19 protein-coding genes are annotated in these 16,450 nt (G+C 70.8%); 10 read left to right on the top strand and 9 right to left on the bottom strand.

Features of this window, described 5'->3' with window-relative positions; all coding sequences use genetic code 11:
• The coding region (locus H0X00_RS11275; protein ID WP_293769996.1) for a sterol carrier family protein at positions 1–311 on the top strand (311 nt) is incomplete at its 5' end.
• On the opposite strand, the gene H0X00_RS11270 is transcribed toward H0X00_RS11275, so the two are convergent.
• Positions 312–713: a hypothetical protein gene (locus tag H0X00_RS11270; protein WP_293769995.1), complete on the bottom strand. Its 402-nt coding sequence runs from the start codon at positions 711–713 to the stop codon at positions 312–314.
• A gap of 97 nt (positions 714–810) precedes the next feature.
• On the opposite strand from H0X00_RS11270, the gene H0X00_RS11265 reads away from it, so the two are divergent.
• Positions 811–1,623, top strand: coding sequence for an alpha/beta hydrolase (locus H0X00_RS11265; protein ID WP_293769994.1), 813 nt, complete (start codon positions 811–813; stop codon positions 1,621–1,623).
• Positions 1,624–1,630: 7 nt separating this feature from the next.
• Here H0X00_RS11265 and H0X00_RS11260 read toward each other — a convergent pair whose 3' ends face one another.
• Entirely contained in the window at positions 1,631–1,927 is a 297-nt protein-coding gene (locus H0X00_RS11260) for a hypothetical protein (protein ID WP_293769993.1), read from the bottom strand.
• 145 nt (positions 1,928–2,072) lie between these two features.
• Here H0X00_RS11260 and purF point away from each other — a divergent pair, with 145 nt between their 5' ends.
• Positions 2,073–3,593, top strand: a complete 1,521-nt coding sequence (gene purF / locus H0X00_RS11255; protein ID WP_293769992.1) for an amidophosphoribosyltransferase — start codon at positions 2,073–2,075, stop codon at positions 3,591–3,593.
• Positions 3,590–4,663 carry a phosphoribosylformylglycinamidine cyclo-ligase gene (purM, locus tag H0X00_RS11250; protein ID WP_293769991.1) on the top strand — a complete coding sequence of 358 codons (1,074 nt, stop codon included), beginning with the start codon at positions 3,590–3,592 and terminating at the stop codon, positions 4,661–4,663. Before purF ends, purM begins: the two co-directional genes overlap by 4 nt.
• Positions 4,664–4,832: 169 nt before the next feature.
• Here purM and H0X00_RS11245 read toward each other — a convergent pair whose 3' ends face one another.
• Complete coding sequence (locus H0X00_RS11245; RefSeq protein WP_293769990.1) at positions 4,833–5,054, bottom strand: DUF3073 domain-containing protein; 222 nt, start codon at positions 5,052–5,054, stop codon at positions 4,833–4,835.
• A 95-nt stretch (positions 5,055–5,149) separates the two neighbouring features.
• Positions 5,150–6,229 carry a Glu/Leu/Phe/Val dehydrogenase gene (locus tag H0X00_RS11240; RefSeq protein WP_367186555.1) on the bottom strand — a complete coding sequence of 360 codons (1,080 nt, stop codon included), beginning with the start codon at positions 6,227–6,229 and terminating at the stop codon, positions 5,150–5,152.
• A 468-nt stretch (positions 6,230–6,697) separates the two neighbouring features.
• Between H0X00_RS11240 and bldC the strand changes: the two genes are divergently transcribed.
• Positions 6,698–6,913, top strand: coding sequence for a developmental transcriptional regulator BldC (gene bldC, locus H0X00_RS11235; RefSeq protein ID WP_293769986.1), 216 nt, complete (start codon positions 6,698–6,700; stop codon positions 6,911–6,913).
• Between the two features lie 249 nt (positions 6,914–7,162).
• On the opposite strand, the gene H0X00_RS11230 is transcribed toward bldC, so the two are convergent.
• The 3 genes from H0X00_RS11230 to H0X00_RS11220 all read right to left on the bottom strand — a co-directional run bounded on the left by H0X00_RS11230 (position 7,163) and on the right by H0X00_RS11220 (position 8,807).
• Positions 7,163–7,705, bottom strand: coding sequence for a LytR C-terminal domain-containing protein (locus tag H0X00_RS11230; RefSeq protein WP_293769984.1), 543 nt, complete (start codon positions 7,703–7,705; stop codon positions 7,163–7,165).
• Between the two features lie 164 nt (positions 7,706–7,869).
• On the bottom strand, positions 7,870–8,169 hold the full coding sequence (locus H0X00_RS11225; RefSeq protein ID WP_293769983.1) for a type II toxin-antitoxin system VapB family antitoxin: 300 nt from the start codon (positions 8,167–8,169) through the stop codon (positions 7,870–7,872).
• Positions 8,170–8,180: 11 nt separating this feature from the next.
• On the bottom strand, positions 8,181–8,807 hold the full coding sequence (locus tag H0X00_RS11220) for a MarR family winged helix-turn-helix transcriptional regulator (protein WP_293769981.1): 627 nt from the start codon (positions 8,805–8,807) through the stop codon (positions 8,181–8,183).
• Between the two features lie 92 nt (positions 8,808–8,899).
• Here H0X00_RS11220 and H0X00_RS11215 point away from each other — a divergent pair, with 92 nt between their 5' ends.
• The 3 genes from H0X00_RS11215 (at position 8,900) to H0X00_RS11205 (ending at position 10,999) form a co-directional block, all read left to right on the top strand.
• On the top strand, positions 8,900–9,460 hold the full coding sequence (locus H0X00_RS11215) for a YceI family protein (protein ID WP_293769980.1): 561 nt from the start codon (positions 8,900–8,902) through the stop codon (positions 9,458–9,460).
• A 56-nt stretch (positions 9,461–9,516) separates the two neighbouring features.
• Positions 9,517–10,281, top strand: a complete 765-nt coding sequence (locus H0X00_RS11210) for a pirin-like bicupin family protein (protein WP_293769978.1) — start codon at positions 9,517–9,519, stop codon at positions 10,279–10,281.
• A gap of 127 nt (positions 10,282–10,408) precedes the next feature.
• Entirely contained in the window at positions 10,409–10,999 is a 591-nt protein-coding gene (locus H0X00_RS11205) for a nitroreductase family protein (protein WP_293769976.1), read from the top strand.
• On the opposite strand, the gene H0X00_RS11200 is transcribed toward H0X00_RS11205, so the two are convergent.
• Both H0X00_RS11200 and H0X00_RS11195 read right to left on the bottom strand, forming a co-directional pair.
• Positions 10,986–12,410: an MFS transporter gene (locus tag H0X00_RS11200; protein WP_293769974.1), complete on the bottom strand. Its 1,425-nt coding sequence runs from the start codon at positions 12,408–12,410 to the stop codon at positions 10,986–10,988. The genes H0X00_RS11205 and H0X00_RS11200 overlap by 14 nt on opposite strands.
• Before the next feature lie 69 nt (positions 12,411–12,479).
• Positions 12,480–13,985: an MFS transporter gene (locus H0X00_RS11195; RefSeq protein ID WP_293769972.1), complete on the bottom strand. Its 1,506-nt coding sequence runs from the start codon at positions 13,983–13,985 to the stop codon at positions 12,480–12,482.
• Between the two features lie 127 nt (positions 13,986–14,112).
• Here H0X00_RS11195 and H0X00_RS11190 point away from each other — a divergent pair, with 127 nt between their 5' ends.
• Positions 14,113–14,787, top strand: coding sequence for a TetR/AcrR family transcriptional regulator (locus H0X00_RS11190; protein WP_293769971.1), 675 nt, complete (start codon positions 14,113–14,115; stop codon positions 14,785–14,787).
• 66 nt (positions 14,788–14,853) lie between these two features.
• Positions 14,854–16,450: NAD-dependent malic enzyme (locus H0X00_RS11185; RefSeq protein WP_293769969.1), on the top strand; the 1,597-nt coding region annotated here is incomplete at its 3' end.

Here is a 16,450-nt window from a genome sequence, read left to right as displayed (position 1 = left end):
CCCTCGCGGCCTGGGACGCCGACCCGGCGGCGGCCTCCCGCGAGGTGGTGGCGACCGCGGTCCGGCACACCCTGGCCGAGTTGGCCGAGAAGTACCCCGGTCACGCCGTCGAGGTCCGGATCCCGCCGATCGGTGCGGTGCAGTGTCTGGAAGGCATCCGGCACCGGCGCGGGACGCCACCCAACGTGGTCGAGACCGACGCGGCGACCTGGCTCTCGCTGCTCACCCGACGCCTGACCTGGGCCGAGGCCGTGGACTCCGGCGCGGTCAGCGCCAGCGGCGACCGCGCGGACATCTCCGACCTGCTGTAGCTACTTGTTGGGCAGCGAGCAGTCGAGGGCGAAGGTCACCTTGGTGAGCTTGGTCGGTACGACGTGCGTGAACAGCACTTCGGGCGCCCGGTAGACGTACTTGCCGCGCTTGACCGTCGCGCCGTTCAGCGAGCAGTTGTCCGGGACCGCGTAGCCCTGGATCCCGACGTAGTACTGGCCGGGCTTCACCTCGAACGCCTTGCACTTGTTCGTCAGCGTCGCCGTCCGGAGCTCCGGCCCGTCGGCGAAGACGCTCAGCGGGCCTCCGCCGGTGACGCACAGCTTGATCGCCCCGTCCGCCTCGGAGGCGGTTCCGGCCGCGCCCGCGGGTCCGCTCATCGAGGCGAAAACATTCCCGAGAGCAAGGGCACCGGTACCGACGGCGAGCAAGGACCTGTGCATGGTTGCAGGCTGACCGCCGTCGCGTTGGGCAGTCAACCCGGTACACCCGGTAGCTGCGCGCCGCGCCGCCGGGCCGGGCCGTGGCAGGCTCCGCGGCATGCACCCGGAGTTTCGTCGCGCCGCCGCGCCGGCCGGTCTGCGGCACGGCCAGGTCCGCTACGGCAAGCACTCCGATCAGCTCGCCGAGGTGCTCTCGCCGGCCGACGGCACCGGATTGCCGCTGGTCGTCGTCATCCACGGTGGGTTCTGGCGTCACCAGTACGACCGCGGCCACACCGCACCGCAGTGCGCCGCGCTGGCCGCCGAGGGCTACGTGGTCGCGGCCCTGGAGTACCGAAGAGTCGGCGGGGGCGGCGGCTGGCCGCAGACCTTCACCGACCTCGCCACCGGCCTGGACGCTGTGCCCGACCTGCTCGGGGACCTGGTCGACCCCGGCCGGGTGATCCTGATGGGCCACTCCGCCGGCGGGCACCTGGCCCTGTGGGCCGCGAGCAGGCATCGGCTGCCGGAGGGCGCTCCCGGGCACCGCAGCACCCCGCCGCCCCTGCGCGGCGTGATCAGCCTGGCCGGCGTCGCCGACCTGGGCTGGGCCGTGGCCGCCGGTCTCGGCGACGGCGCCGTGGAGGCGTTCGTCGGTGTTCCACCCGAGCGCGACCCGGAGGGCCGGTACGTCCTCGCCGACCCGGCCCGGCTGCTGCCCACCGGGCTGCGCGCGATCTGCGTGCACGGCGGACTCGACGAGCAGGTGCCGGTCGACTGCGCTGCCGCCTACGTGGCCGCCGCCCTGGAGGCCGGGGATCCGGCCGAGCTGCGCGTGCTCGACTGGGAGGAACACTTCTCGCTGGTCACGCCCGGCTCGGCGGCCTGGCCGCGTGTGGTGGCGGCCGCACGCGACCTGCTCCAGGGCTGACGAACCCTCAGAAAGCCTTGTCCTCGAGGATGTCGAGGTCGATGAAGCTGGGTGGTCCGTCCACGAGCGCGCCCATCTTCTCCGCCAGCGCCTGCGTCTCCGGTAGCTCGGAGTTGCGCATCGCGTCCTCGTAGGAGTCGAAGAACACCATCACGAGGTAGCGGTCGGGGTCGTTGCGGTCCCGGCAGGTGATCGAACGCCGGTAGGTGCCCCGGCCCGCGGTGTCCTTCTCGTACTGCTCGTCCAGCGCGGACATTTCCTCGAACTTCGTGGTGCGGCTGTCGATGATCTGGATGAACGACATGGCGTGCTCCTCTGGGGGGATTGGGCCTCGTTCCGTGACGCCAAGCAAACTCCCTGCGACAGGGGGGCCGAAAGGGGTTGGGCCTTACCAAGGCGTGACGGCCCGGCGTCCGCAGCAGTCCCCAGGGCCACGTAGAATCGGGCCCGTGCCCCGAGGCGATGGACAGCTCTCGCACGACCTTCTGCCCGGCGAGAAGGGCCCGCAGGATTCCTGCGGGGTCTTCGGAGTCTGGGCCCCCGGCGAAGAGGTGGCGAAGCTCACCTACTTCGGCCTGTACGCCCTGCAGCACCGCGGCCAGGAATCAGCCGGCATCGCGGTCAGCAACGGGCGCAACGTGGTGGTCTACAAGGACATGGGGCTGGTGCCCCAGGTCTTCGACGAGTCCACGCTCAACTCCCTGATCGGCCACCTCGCGATCGGCCACACCCGGTACTCCACGACCGGATCCTCGGTGTGGGAGAACGCCCAGCCGACGTTCCGTTCGACGCCCACCGGGTCGGCCGCGGTCGCGCACAACGGCAACCTCACCAACACCGGTGACCTCGCCGAGCTGGTCGCGAACCAGTGCAACCTCGACCGCGAGCGGGTCCGGCGCCAGGGCGGACAGGCCGCCTCCACCGACACCGACCTGGTCACCGAGCTGCTGGCCTCGCACCCGAGCCGTTCGCTGGAAGCCGCGGCGATGGACCTGCTGCCGCAGCTCAAGGGCGCGTTCTCCTTCGTTTTCATGGACGAGTCCACGCTCTACGCGGCGCGTGACCCGCAGGGGATCCGCCCGCTGGTGCTCGGCCGGCTCGACCGCGGCTGGGTGGTGGCGTCGGAGAGCGCGGCGCTGGACATCGTCGGCGCGGCCCGGGTCCGCGAGATCGAGCCCGGTGAGCTGATCGCGATCGACGAAGCCGGCCTGCGTAGCCAGCGCTTCGCCGAGGCCGAGCCCAAGGGCTGCGTCTTCGAGTACGTCTACCTGGCCCGCCCGGACACCGAGATCGCGGGTCGCAACGTCAACGCCGCCCGCCTCGAGATGGGCCGCCAGCTGGCCCGCGAGGCTCCGGTCGAGGCCGACCTGGTGATCGCCACCCCGGAGTCCGGCACCCCGGCCGCGATCGGCTTCGCCCAGGAGAGCGGCATCCCGTTCGGGCAGGGGCTGGTGAAGAACGCCTACGTCGGGCGCACCTTCATCCAGCCGTCGCAGACCATCCGTCAGCTCGGCATCCGGCTCAAGCTCAACCCGCTGCGCGAGGTGATCGAGGGCAAGAAGCTGGTCGTAGTCGACGACTCGATCGTGCGCGGCAACACCCAGCGCGCGCTGGTCCGCATGCTGCGTGAGGCCGGTGCCCGCGAGGTGCACATCCGGATCTCCAGCCCGCCGGTGAAGTGGCCGTGCTTCTACGGCATCGACTTCGCCACTCGCGCCGAGCTGATCGCCAACGGCTTGTCGGTGGACGAGATCTGCGCGTCCGTCGGCGCGGACTCCCTGGCCTACATCTCGCTGGACGGGCTCTACCGCGCGACCACGATCCCGCAGGAGAAGCTCTGCTCGGCCTGCTTCACCGGCCAGTACCCGATCGACCTGCCCGACCCCGAGCTGCTCGGCAAGCACGTGCTGGAATCCGGCCCGGTGATCCAGACCCCCACCCACGAGATCACCACGATCTCGAACCCGTGAGCGAGCCCGAGAACGCCACCTACGCCGCGGCCGGCGTCGACATCGAGGCCGGCGACAAGGCCGTCGAATTGATGAAGGCCTCCGTGGCGCGCGCCGGGCGGCCCGAGGTGGTCGGCGGCCTGGGCGGATTCGCCGGGCTGTTCCGCGCGGACGCGCTCAAGAGCATGACCTCGCCGCTGCTGGCCACCGCCACCGACGGGGTCGGCACCAAGGTCGCGGTCGCGCAGCGGATGGATGTCCACGACACCGTCGGCATCGACCTGGTCGCGATGGTGATGGACGACCTGGTCGTCTGCGGCGCCGAGCCGCTGTTCATGACCGACTACATCGCCTGCGGCAAGGTCGTGCCGGAGCGGATCGCGGCGATCGTGTCCGGCATCGCCACCGGCTGCCGACTGGCCGGCTGCGCGCTGGTCGGCGGCGAGACCGCCGAGCACCCGGGTCTGCTCGGACCCGAGGAGTACGACATCGCCGGTGCCGGCACCGGGGTGGTCGACGAGCCGGACCTGATCGGCGCCCAGCGCGTCCGGGTCGGCGACGTGGTGATCGCGATGCCGTCGTCCGGCCTGCACTCCAACGGCTACTCCCTGGCCCGGCACGTCTTCTTCGCCACCGCCGGCTGGGACGTGCACCGTCAGGTCCCCGAGTTCGGCCGCACCCTCGGTGAGGAGCTGCTGGAGCCGACCCGGATCTACTCCCTCGACTGCCTGGACCTGCTGCGCCGCTCGGAGGCCGGCCCGAAGCTGGACGTGCACGCGCTGTGCCACGTCACCGGCGGTGGGCTCGCCGCGAACCTGGAGCGGGTGCTGCCCGAGAACGTCGACGCCGTCCTGGACCGGTCCACCTGGACGCCGGGCGCGGTGTTCACGCTCCTCGGCGAGCTAGGGGGAGTGGCCCAGTTGGAACTGGAGCGCACTCTGAACATGGGCGTCGGGATGGTTGCCGTGGTGGCCCCGGAGGTCGCCGAGGCGGTGCTGGCACGCCTGGACGCGCGCGGGCTGCCGTCCTGGGTGCTGGGCGAGATCACGCCTGGCACCGGCCGGGCCGCGCTTCGGGGCTCGCACACCTGAGCCGCCGAACGCACACCTGAGCCGCCGAAAGCGCAGTTGTGCCGCCGAAAGCGCAGTTGTGCAGGCGAAAGAAGCGGTTTCCGCCTGTAGAAGTGCACTTTCGGCAGACGCCGCGCCGCCCAGCGCCGTCCAGCGCCGCCCAGCGCCGCCCAGCGCCGCTCAGCGCCGCTCAGCGCTGGACGTCGTCCGCGTCGTCGGGGTCGCCGTCAGCGGCGTAATGCGCGTACGGGTCGTCCTCGTCGTCCTCGACCTCGTCCGGCTCGCTGGCGGACCCATTGGTCTCGCCGGAGACGAGTTCGGCCCGCAGCCGATCAAGATCCGTCCCGCCGCTGCTGTACTTCAGCTCGCGGGCGACCTTGGTCTGCTTGGCCTTCGCTCGGCCGCGCCCCATGGCTCGACCCCCTTTGTGCAGGGGCAGTGCCCCGTGTGGCGCGTCAACTGCGGCAAACTTTACCTGGTTGCGCGGCCCGGTGACACGCGCCCTCCTCAGGTGCCGGGCAGCAGGATTCCGCGCAGGCGTCCGACCTGCGACATCCGCGCCTCGGCCAGCCGGTCGGCGGCCACCGCCGGAGGCACGCCTTCGGCCTCGGCGAGCGCAAACACCCGCTTGGTGGTCTCGAAAATGCCGCTCGCACGCGCCTTGGCCCGCTCGAAGCTGAAGCCCTCCAGCTCGTCGGCGACCTGGATCACTCCGCCCGCGTTGACCAGGTAGTCCGGGGCGTAGAGCACCCCGCGGTCCTGCAGGACCTTCTCGACCCCGGGGTGGGCTAGCTGGTTGTTCGCCCCGCCGCAGACGATCCGGGCGGTCAGCGCGGGCACGGTGTCGTCGTCCAGGGCGCCGCCCAGGGCGCAGGGCGCGTAGATGTCCAGGTCGGACCGGATCAGCATCTCGGTGTCCGCCACCACCCGCACGTCGGGATGGGCCGCCTGCACGAGCGCCAGCGCGTGCCCGGAGACGTCGGTGACCAGGATGTCCGCTCCCTCGGCCGAGAGGTGCTCCACGAGGTGCCTGCCGACCTTGCCGACGCCGGCGATGCCGACCCGGCGCCCGGCCAGCGAAGGCCCGCCCCAGGCGTGCTCGGCCGAGGCGCGCATGCCCTGGTAGACGCCCCAGGCAGTCAGGATCGAGGAGTCGCCGGCGCCGCCGTGCTCGGGCGAGCGGCCGGTGGCGAAGGCGCACTCCCGGGCCACCAGGTCCATGTCCGGGGGGAACGTCCCCACGTCGCACGCGGTCACGTACCGCCCACCCAGGGACTGCACGAACCGTCCGTAGGCGCGCAGCAGCGCCTCGGACTTGTCCCGGGTGGGGTCGCCGATGATCACGGCCTTACCGCCGCCGTGGTCCAGGCCCACGAGCGCGTTCTTGTAGGCCATGGCCCGGGACAGCCTCAGCGCGTCCGCCAGGGCGGCCTCGGTGCTCGGGTACGGGTAGAACCGGGTGCCGCCAAGCGCCGGGCCCAGCGCGGTGGAGTAGATCGCGATGATCGCGGCCAGCCCGCTGTCCGGGTCCTGGCAGAAAACCACCTGTTCGTGGCGGGTGTCCGCAGCTCCCAGCTCGCCGAACAGTCCCGCTTTAAGGGCCTCGGTCACGGGGCGAACCCCTTCCTTTCAACTGCCTTTGCGCCGTTCAGGGTACGGCCGGAGTGGTGAATCCGTTTCGCTGCAGGGCCGCGAAAAGCAGTCCGTTTTCGTCCTCGCTGAGCGTGCTCGTGCGTACTTGTCAGGGCCTCTGGGGCCAAAACAATTAATTGACCATTCGTTGGCGGTGCCACCCACTCCGGCCATGCTTGTTGACCTGCGACATACCAAAGGTAATCTCTGATCAGGCACAACGAAGCGCAGGCCGGGTCCTACCGGATGGGGCTGCCCGAAGGGTGCCAACGATCGGAAAGGCATCGTCCGTTCGGTTGACCCGCCCCGGGGCCGGTCGGAGAGTCCAAAATGATCCGAGAGGACCATTACGGACATCCGGCCCCTAGGGCACCATCGTTATACGAGACGGCACCAAGGCCGCTCGACTAGGAGGAGCCCGCCATGAACGCACGTACCCCGGAGACCGAGGCCCTGCTCACCCCTGCAGAGGTGGCGACCATGTTCCGCGTTGACCCCAAGACCGTCACGCGTTGGGCCAAGGCCGGCAAGCTCACCTCGATCCGCACCCTCGGCGGGCACCGTCGTTACCGCGAGTCCGAGGTTCGTCAGCTCCTGCAGGGGACCATTCCCCAGCAGTCCAGCCGCCTCGAGAACTGAGCTAACACCTGCGCCGCGGCGTCGGTCTCCGGTCCCTCCCCGGATTCCACACGCTGCAGACCTAGCGGAACCGCCCATCGGCGGTGACCAGGTCGGCAACACAATTCAGCCGAACGGCCGAAGCCCCGGGACCCGTCCGAGTGACGGTGTCACCGGGGCTTCGCCGTTAAGGAACTCACGGCAGGCACAGGCGCGCAGCCGACGTTCCCCCGGCGTTGGGCCGCGGGGGTGAACTGGGAGTGAGCTTCTCTAGCCTGCGGCCGTGTTGGGCTTGCAGGCCGTCTGCGGGGTCCCGGGCGGCGGGGCCGCCTTGTCGTTCAGCGTGTCGAATTTCGCGCCGAGCACGAAGTCGACCTCCGGGCCGCGCCGGCCGTCATCGACGACCGACATGCCGGCCTGCCACGACCGCAGCGCCTCGACGTTGTGGGCCCCGGAGATTCCGGCGCGCAGCTCACCGGTGCCGCGGATCTTGCGGCGCAGCGGGTCGTTCTCGATCCTGCCGATGAGGAACCCGCGGGCGCGCAGATCTTCGGCCACGGTCGCGCCGAGGCCGATGATCCCGGTGCCGTTGTAGACGTTGACCACGGTCGGGTCCGGAACCGGGGCGACGTACTCGTCGCGCTCGCACTCGGTGCTGAAGTCGTCCTCGGAGTTCACGCCGAACTGCCAGGCGGCGCCGCCGAGGGCGACGCAGGCCGCCAGCACGATGGCGACATTCCGCGCCCGCTTGCGCGTGTTGACCGGCCGGAAGCGCGGGAGTGTGCTGCTCCCCGGCGGTCGGAACACGTTCACGGCACTCCCCTGACCTGCGTCCCGAAGATGATCTCCAAGCTGTAGTGCTCAGGCTAGGCGAAGGGTCGCCCCCGGGGCGCTCAGTCGCGAAATCGAGATCACCCGAACGGCTGCGCCCGCGAAGGTGAACCCCGGCCATCCAGGCCTTGGGCACGGTCAGATGGTCACTCGTCGCCGATTTCGAGGATGCGGGCGTGCACCACGGTGCGCTGGCGCAGGGCCGCGCGAACGGCCCGGTGCAGCCCGTCCTCCAGGTACAGCTCGCCGCGCCAGTCGACGACGTGGGCGAACAGGTCGCCGTAGAACGTCGAATCCTCGGAGAGCAGCGTGGCCAGGTCGAGCTGGCTCTTGGTGGTGATCAGCTGATCGAGCCGCACGGCACGGGGCGGGACGACCGACCAGGCCCGCTGGGACGTCTCGTGCTCGGGGTAGGGACGGCCCTCACCGACGCGCTTGAAAATCACGAAACCCGACCCTATACGCGGGCGTCGTCCACTTCATCGGATCCGAAGGTCGCCGCAGCCTCTGTACAGATCTCTTTCAGCCCCGGGATGACGGTCGTGCCGTCGATCCGGGCCAGTGCGACGCGGGCGATCTCGGCCAGGCTGTCGATCTGCTCCCCGCTCAGCGCGTCGAGGAAGAGCCGGCGAACCGCGGCGACGTGAGCCGGCGCGGCGGCCTCGATCGCGGCCCGCCCGGCGTCCGTCACCCCGATCAACTGACCGCGGCCGTCCTCCGAGCACTCGGTCCGCTCGATCAGACCGCGCTTTTCCATTCGCGCCAGCTGGTGGGAGAGCCGGCTCTTCTCCCACTGCAACGCGTCGGCGAGGGAGAAGGCCCGGGTCTTGCCCGCGCAGGTGTCCGTGAGCGCGACCAGGACCGAGAAGTCGGCCATCGACAGGTCGGATTCGGCGGCCATCTCGCGGGCGAGCTGGGCGTTGAGCCGGGTCCACATCGCGAGCAGGCCCCGCCAGGCCAGCTGCTCCCTGTCGGTGAGCCAGGCCTCGTCCTCGGCCGTCGGCTGGGTGGCCGGCCCGGCGGCCTGATTGGCGGCCTGATCGGTGGCCTCGTTGGTGGCCTGATCAGTGGTGGGGGGCGTCACGGAATCATTCTTGCACGGATGTAGTTGACACATCATCGACTTACTCCTACAGTAGATGATGTATCAACCACCGATCAGCGCAGGAGCTTGCCATGACCGCCACCGTCTCCACCACCAACCCGGCCCTGACCGGCAGCTACACCCTCGACACCACCCACTCCCGCCTCGGCTTCGTCGCCCGGCACGCGATGGTGACCAAGGTCCGTGGGTCGTTCACCGACTTCGCCGGCACCGCGGTGCTGGACGCCGAGGACCCCAGCCGCTCGCACGCCGACGTGACCATCCAGGTCGCCAGCGTCGACACCGGCAACGGCCAGCGCGACGAGCACCTGCGCACCAACGACTTCTTCGACGCCGCCACCTACCCGGAGATCCGGTTCGTCTCCACCAAGGCCGAGGCCCTGGGCGAGGACAACCACCGCCTCACCGGCGACCTGACGATCAAGGGCATCACCAAGTCCATCGCCGTCGATTTCGAGTTCACCGGCCTGGCCGCCGACCCGTGGGGCAACCAGCGCGCCGGCTTCGAGGGCAAGGCCGTCATCAACCGCAAGGACTGGGGCGTCAACTTCAACGCGGCGCTCGAGGCCGGCGGGGTGCTCGTCTCGGAGAAGATCACCCTCGAGTTCGACATCTCCGCCATTCGGAACTGACACCGTCGCAACTAGTCGTCCCAGATCGGTACAGCCACCAGCGAGAGGATCCTTCGATGACCACTCTGCAGACCTCGGTCGACATCCGTCGCGCCACGGACCGTGCGGCGACGGACATCGGCTGGCTGGACTCCAAGCACTCCTTCTCCTTCGGGTCGCACTGGGACCCGAGCAACGTCCACCACGGGCTGTTGCTGGTGAACAACGACGACATCGTCAGCGCGGGCACCGGGTTCGACACCCACCCGCACCGGGACATGGAGATCGTCACCTGGGTGCTGGACGGGTCGCTGGTCCATCAGGACTCCACCGGGCACTCCGGGGTCATCTACCCCGGGCTGGCCCAGCGGATGAGCGCCGGCCGCGGGATCAAGCACTCGGAGAAGAACGACTCCTGGCGCCTCGGCGGCGAGAAGCACGAGGACCCCGTGCACTTCGTGCAGATGTGGGTCGTGCCGGACGAGAACGGCATCACCCCCGGCTACGAGCAGCTCGAGATCGACGGCGAGCTGCTCGCCGGGGGCCTGGTACCGGTCGCCTCCGGGATGCCGCAGCACGCCGGCGCGTCCGCCATCCGGATCAACAACTCCTGCGCGGCGCTGCACGTGGCCCGGCTCGTGCCGGGGCAGAGCGTGACGCTGCCCGAGGCTCCGTACCTGCATCTGTTCGTGCCTCGCGGCTCGGTGGAGCTGGAGGGCGCCGGGGTGCTGGCGACCGGGGACGCGGTGCGCTTCACCGCCACCGGCGGCCAGCGGGTCACCGCCGGCACCGAGCCCGCCGAGGTCCTGGTCTGGGAGATGCACGCCACGCTCGCGAGCTGACCGCGTCGTGGGGGATGTCATCCCCCACGACCGCGAATTGTCCGATTTGTCTGGGTTCTCGGTGTCGAGAGGGATGACATCCCCCGCCGCGAACCCGCTGACCATCCGTCATTTCTAGGGGAGACCCATGTCCGCAACACCGGTGTTCACGCTTCCCGATCGTCGTGCCGACAGCGCGGTGCGGCTGCACCCGCTGCTCGCCGGCCGCTGGAGCCCGCGGGGCTTCGACGCCTCCTACGAGCTGACCGACGCCGAGCTGACTGCCCTGCTGGAGGCCGCCCGGTGGGCGCCGTCGGCGGCGAACGCCCAGCCCTGGCGCTTCCTCGTGGGGCGCCGCGGCGCGGCCACCTTCGACGCGATCGTCGAGCTGCTGATGCCGGGCAACCAGGCCTGGGCGCCGCGGGCGTCGCTGTTGATGGTTGCGGTGGCCGACACCACCGAGGCCCCCACCGCGCCGTGGGCCGTCTACGACACCGGCCAGGCCGTCGCCCACCTCTCGGTTCAGGCCGAGGAGCTCGGCCTCGCCGTGCACCAGATGGGCGGCTTCGACGCCGCCGGGGTGAGCGAGCGGTTCGGGCTCGCGGCCGAGCTCAAGCCGATCGCGGCGGTGGCCGTCGGCCGGCTCGACCCGGCCGCCGACCTGCCCGAGCCGTTCTTCGAGCGGGAGCGGGCGCCGCGTGAGCGTCGTCCGGTGAGCGAACTGCTTATCGCGAGCTAGAGGGCGTCGGCGTCTTGTCCGGTGCGCCGGCCCCGTGGGCGACGGAGGCCGGCACACCGGGCCGCAGCAGCAGCCCGACCAGCACCGCACCGCCGATGAGGAACCCGCAGGCCCACCAGAACGCCACCACGTAGGAGTGGGCCGCGGCGTCGGCCATCAGTGCCGGGGTCGGGGTCCGGCCCCCCAGCCGGTCCTCGGCCGCGGTGGCCGCGATCGTGCTGAGCAGCGCGATCCCGATCGAGCCGCCGACCTGCTGCATGGTGTTCACCATCGCCGAGGCGACGCCGGCGTCGCGACGATCGACGCCGGAGACCGCGCCCTGGATCGCGGGGGAGAAGACCAGACCCAGCCCGATGCCCATGACAAGGAAGCCGGGCAGCACCTCGGTCGCGTAGTCGCCGCGGGCGTCGATGGTGGTCCAGTCGCTCATCGCCAGCGCACAGATCAGCATGCCCAGCGTGATCAGCACCCGCGCCCCGATCCGCGGCAGCAGGACCAGGTTCGTCAGCTGGGAGAAGGTCACGATCATCGCGACCATCGGCAGGAACGCGCAGCCGGTGCGGATGGCGGAGTACCCCATCACGACCTGCAGGTAATAGGTCAGAAACAGGAAGACCGCGAACATCCCGGCCCCGACCACGAGCATCGCCAGGTAGGACCCGGCCCGGTTGCGGTCCTTGACGATCGAGGGCGGCAGCAGGGGACTGCCCCCGCGTCGCGCCAGGGTGCGCTGCAGGGCCACGAAGGCCGCCAGCAGCACCCCGGACGCGATGAGCGGGTAGACGCACAGGTTGTCCGACCAGCCGTCGGTCTCCGCGCGGGCGAAGCCGAAGACCAGGGCGAACAGGCCGGCCGAGGCGGTGACCGTGCCGGCCAGGTCGAGCTTGGGCCGCGCCCCACGCGGGATCTTCGGCAGCACCACGGTGGCGCCGAGGAAGGCGACGGCGGCGAAGACGATGTTCACGTAGAGCGCCCAGCGCCAGGACGCGTAGGTGGTGAGGCTGCCGCCGAGGATCAGGCCGATGGCGCCGCCGGTGCCGGCCAGTGCACCGAAGACGCCGAAGGCCTTGGCCCGTTCCTTCGGGTCGGTGAACGTGGTGGTGAGCAGGCTCAGGGCGGCGGGGGCGAGGAGGGCGGCGAACACGCCCTGCCCGACCCGGGCCGACACCAACGTCGCGAAGTTCTGGGCCGCCCCGCCGACCGCGGAGGCGGCGGCGAACCCGACCAGCCCGAGCATGAACGAGGCCCGTCGACCGACCAGGTCGGAGATCCGCCCGCCGAGCAGGAGCAGGCTGCCGAAGGCCAGGGCGTAGGCGGTGACGACCCACTGCCGGTCGGCGTCGGAGATGTCCAACGCGTCCTGCGCCGAGGGCAGCGCGACGTTCATGATCGTCGCGTCCAGCACCACCATCAGCTGGGTCCCCGACGGCCGCCGACATTTGGTCGTTCGACGTGAAGGATTCTCGCTAGATGATCTTGGTCAGTGGGCCAGCACGGGCTCGGCGCCCTCGGCCGCCTGCGGCAGGTTGCCCGACTTGAGCAGGAACCCGACCACCACGGCGCCGACCGCGAAGATCGCGGAGGCCCACCAGAAGGCCGTGACGTAAGACTCGACCATCGCCTGCTGGGCCGAGGCACCGTCGCCGAGGTGCGAGGTGAAGCTGTCCGCGGCCACCGTGCCGAGCAGGGCGAGCCCGACCGAGCCGCCGACCTGCTGCATGGTGTTGACCATGGCTGCGGCGACACCCGCGTCGCGGGCCTCGACCCCGCTCACCGCGGCCTGCATGGCCGGGGCGAAGACCAGGCCGATGCCCATGCCCAGCACCAGCAGGCCGGGCAGCACCTGGGTGGCGTACTCGCCGTCGACGCTGAGCACCGTGAAGTCGCTCATCCCGAGCGCTGAGACGGCCAGGCCGAGGGTGACCAGCACCCGGGCCCCGACCCGGCGCAGCAGCACCAGGTTTGCGACCTGGGCGGTGACGACCAGGGCGGCCACCATTGGCAGGAACGCGACGCCGGTGCGGATCGCCGAGTACCCCTGGATCGCCTGCAGGTAGTAGGTGAGGAAGAGGAACACCGCGAACATCCCGGCCCCGGTGAACAGCACAGCGAGGTAGGAGCCGCCGCGGGTGCGGTCCATCAGGACCCGAGGCGGGAGGAGCGGGTTCGCGACTCGGGTCTGCAGGACGGCGAACGCCGCGAGCAGCAGGACGGACGCGATGAGGAACCCGATGGTGACGCCGTTGCTCCAGCCGTCGGTCTCCGCGCGGGAGAACCCGTAGACCAAGGAGAACAGTCCGGCCGAGACGGCCAGGGTGCCCTGGAGATCCAGGCTCACCTTGCCGACGCGGGCGAGCTTCGGCAGCAGCGCGACGACGCCGGCGAAGGCGACCGCGGCGAAGGCCACGTTCACGTACATCGCCCAGCGCCACGAGGCGTAGGTGGTCAGGGCACCCCCGAGCAACAGGCCGATGGCACCGCCGGTACCGGCGAGGGCGCCGAAGATCGCGAACGCCTTGGCCCGCTCCTTGGGGTCGGTGAAGGTCGTGGTCAGCAGGCTCAGGGCGGCCGGGGCGAGCAGCGCGCCGAAGACGCCCTGCAGCGCCCGGGCGGTCACCAGGGTCTCGAAGTTCTGCGCCGCCCCGCCGAGCGCGGAGGCGCCGGCGAAGCCGACCAGGCCGACCAGGAAGGTGGTCCGGCGCCCGAGCAGGTCGGACAGCCGCCCGCCGAGCGGGAGCAGGCTGCCGAAGGCCAGCGCGTAGGCCGTGACCACCCACTGGCGGTCGGTGTCGGAGAAGCCCAGCGCGGTCTGCGCGGACGGGAGCGCGACGTTCATGATCGTGGCGTCCAGCACGACCATCAGCTGGGCGACGCCGAGCACGGCGAGCACCAGCCAGCGGCGGGCGTGGGCGCGGGCCGCCTCATCCAGGGCGGACGCCGGGGTGGCCGGCTTCGCCGCGGGGAGCGGAAGCGTGAGAACTGACATCGGAGCCTTCTTTCGTCCCGAGCTAAGTGGAGGTGCTGCCTCTAAGTGGAGGGGTAACCTCCGCTTCCGTTGAGACGTTAGCACGTAACCGGAGGTTCCGCCTCCGCTTATTTGATATGCTCGTCACATGTCCCCCGATTCCGCTGTTGAGAACGCCCCTGCGGAGAAGCCGTTGCGCTCGGACGCCGCCCGCAACCGGGAGCGGATCCTGGCTGCGGCTGCGGAGGTTTTCGCCGCCCGCGGGCTGGAGGCGACGCTGGACGACATCGCGGCCCACGCCGGGCTCGGGATCGGGACCGTCTACCGGCGCTTCCCCAACCGGGACGCCCTGGTCGAGGCGCTGTTCGAGGAGCGCCTGGCCGGGGTGGCGACGATGGCGGCGCTGGTGCTCGACGAGCCCGATTCCTGGGTCGCGCTGCGCCGCCTGCTGGAGACGATGGGCGCGGTGGTCACCGCTGACCAGGGTCTGTTCGAGGTGCTGATCTGCCGGCCGGGGGGCGGCGGACGCGCCGCGGTGCGGGAGACGATGCTGCCGATCGTCACCGCGGTGTTCGGCCGGGCCCAGGCCGACGGCCACCTGCGCGCCGATGTCGCGCCGACCGACTTCCCGATGATGCTGCGGATGCTGGCCGGCATCGGGGAGGCCACGCGGGAGGTCCGCCCGGACCTGTGGCAGCGCTACCTGGAGCTCCTGTTGGACGGGCTGCGGGCCGACCGCTGCGGTGAGAGTTGCTTCACAGTGGCGCCGATCGACCCGCTGGACATGGACCGGGTCCAGCACCTCGGGTGGCCGCGCCGCTGACACCAGGCGTCAAACACTCGTCCGGGTGGGCCAGGATGGAAGCTACTCCTGGGGAGGATCTTCGAGATGCCGGAACAGCCGTACGAACTCACGTCGGGATCGGACAACTGGACCGCGCACGTCCGGGTACGTGGGCATGCGGTGCTTCAGCTGCCGCTGCTGAACCGCGGGACCGCGTTCTCCGACGCCGAGCGCCGCGACCTGGGTCTGACCGGCCTGCTGCCGCAGCGCACGATCGATATCAGCACCCAGGTGCGCCGGGTCTACGCCCAGTACGCGCGCCAGCCCACGCCGCTGGACAAGCACGTGTTCCTCACGAACCTGCGCGACCGCAACGAGGTGCTCTTCCACCGGGTGCTCGCCGATCACCTCGAGGAGATGCTGCCGATCGTCTACACCCCGACGATCGGGACCGCGATCGAGCGGTTCAGCCACGAGTTCCGCCGCCCCCGCGGGCTGTACCTGTCGGTGGATTTCATCGACGAGGTGCCGCTGGCGTTCGCGAACCTCAACCTCGACCCGGACGACGTCGACCTGATCGTGGCCACCGACGGCGAGGGCATCCTCGGCATCGGGGACTGGGGCGTCGGCGGCGCCCAGATCGCGGTCGGCAAGCTCGCCGTCTACACCGCCGCAGCCGGCATCCACCCGGCCCGGGTTGTCCCGGTGATGCTCGACGTCGGCACCGACAACCTCGAGCTGCTCAACGACGAGCTCTACCTGGGCAACCGGCACGCCCGGGTCCGCGGCGAGCGCTACGACGCCCTGCTGGATGCCTTCGTCACCGCGGCCGGGCAGTACTTCCCGCACGCGATGCTGCACTGGGAGGACCTCGGCGCCTCGAACGCGCGGCGCGTGCTGCGCAAGTACGCCGACCAGTGCTGCACCTTCAATGACGACATGCAGGGCACCGCTGCGGTCGTGGTCGCCGCGGCCATCGCCGCGCTGCGCGAGTCCGGCACCCGGATGCGCGACCACACCGTCGTCATCCACGGCGCCGGCACCGCCGGCATCGGGATCGCGGACATGATGCGCGACCTGATGATCTCCGAAGGGCTCTCGCCGGACGAGGCCACTGCGCGGTTCTACGCGATCGGGAGCAAGGGCCTGATCAGCGACGACCAGGCCGCGCTCATCCGCGACTTCCAGGTGCCTTACGCGCGCCCGGCTGCCGAGGTCGCCGGGTGGGCGCCGGCCGGCACGGTGGCCAAGCTCGCCGACGTCGTCCGCGAGGTGCACCCGACGATGCTGATCGGCACCTCGGCCCAGCCGGCCGCGTTCACCGAGTCGCTGGTGCGGGACATGGCCGCGCACTGCGCACGGCCGGTGATCATGCCGCTGTCCAACCCGACCTCGAAGTGCGAGGCGCTGCCCTCGGACCTGCTGGCCTGGACCGACGGGCGCGCACTGATCGCCACCGGCAGCCCCTTCGCCCCCGTCGAGTACGGCGGGCGCACCTACACGATCGCGCAGGCCAACAACGCCCTTGTGTTCCCCGGCATCGGCCTCGGCGTCGCGGTCGCGCGGGCCTCCCGGGTCACCGACTCGATGCTGACCGCGGCCGCGGAGGCCGTGGCCAAGGTCGCGGCCGGCACGGGCCCCGGCGCGCCCCTGCTGCCGCCGGTGGAGAGCCTGCGCAAGGTCTCGGCCGCCGTCGCCGCCG

The sequence above is a fragment of the Sporichthya sp. genome, assembly GCF_013815995.1.
GTDB lineage: Bacteria > Actinomycetota > Actinomycetes > Sporichthyales > Sporichthyaceae > Sporichthya.
The sequence above is the reverse complement of the archived record's forward strand: the minus strand, read 5'-3'. Positions and strand labels throughout refer to the sequence as shown.

Bases quoted from the DNA above. Each gene is read 5' to 3' on its own strand.
- H0X00_RS11270 (WP_293769995.1), bottom strand. From the start codon at position 713: ATGCACAGGTCCTTGCTCGCCGTCGGTACCGGTGCCCTTGCTCTCGGG.
- H0X00_RS11265 (WP_293769994.1), top strand. From the start codon at position 811: ATGCACCCGGAGTTTCGTCGCGCCGCCGCGCCGGCCGGTCTGCGGCAC.
- H0X00_RS11260 (WP_293769993.1), bottom strand. From the start codon at position 1,927: ATGTCGTTCATCCAGATCATCGACAGCCGCACCACGAAGTTCGAGGAA.
- H0X00_RS11245 (WP_293769990.1), bottom strand. From the start codon at position 5,054: ATGGGGCGCGGCCGAGCGAAGGCCAAGCAGACCAAGGTCGCCCGCGAG.
- bldC (WP_293769986.1), top strand. From the start codon at position 6,698: ATGAACGCACGTACCCCGGAGACCGAGGCCCTGCTCACCCCTGCAGAG.
- H0X00_RS11215 (WP_293769980.1), top strand. From the start codon at position 8,900: ATGACCGCCACCGTCTCCACCACCAACCCGGCCCTGACCGGCAGCTAC.
- H0X00_RS11210 (WP_293769978.1), top strand. From the start codon at position 9,517: ATGACCACTCTGCAGACCTCGGTCGACATCCGTCGCGCCACGGACCGT.
- H0X00_RS11205 (WP_293769976.1), top strand. From the start codon at position 10,409: ATGTCCGCAACACCGGTGTTCACGCTTCCCGATCGTCGTGCCGACAGC.
- H0X00_RS11200 (WP_293769974.1), bottom strand. From the start codon at position 12,410: ATGGTGGTGCTGGACGCGACGATCATGAACGTCGCGCTGCCCTCGGCG.
- H0X00_RS11195 (WP_293769972.1), bottom strand. From the start codon at position 13,985: ATGTCAGTTCTCACGCTTCCGCTCCCCGCGGCGAAGCCGGCCACCCCG.
- H0X00_RS11190 (WP_293769971.1), top strand. From the start codon at position 14,113: ATGTCCCCCGATTCCGCTGTTGAGAACGCCCCTGCGGAGAAGCCGTTG.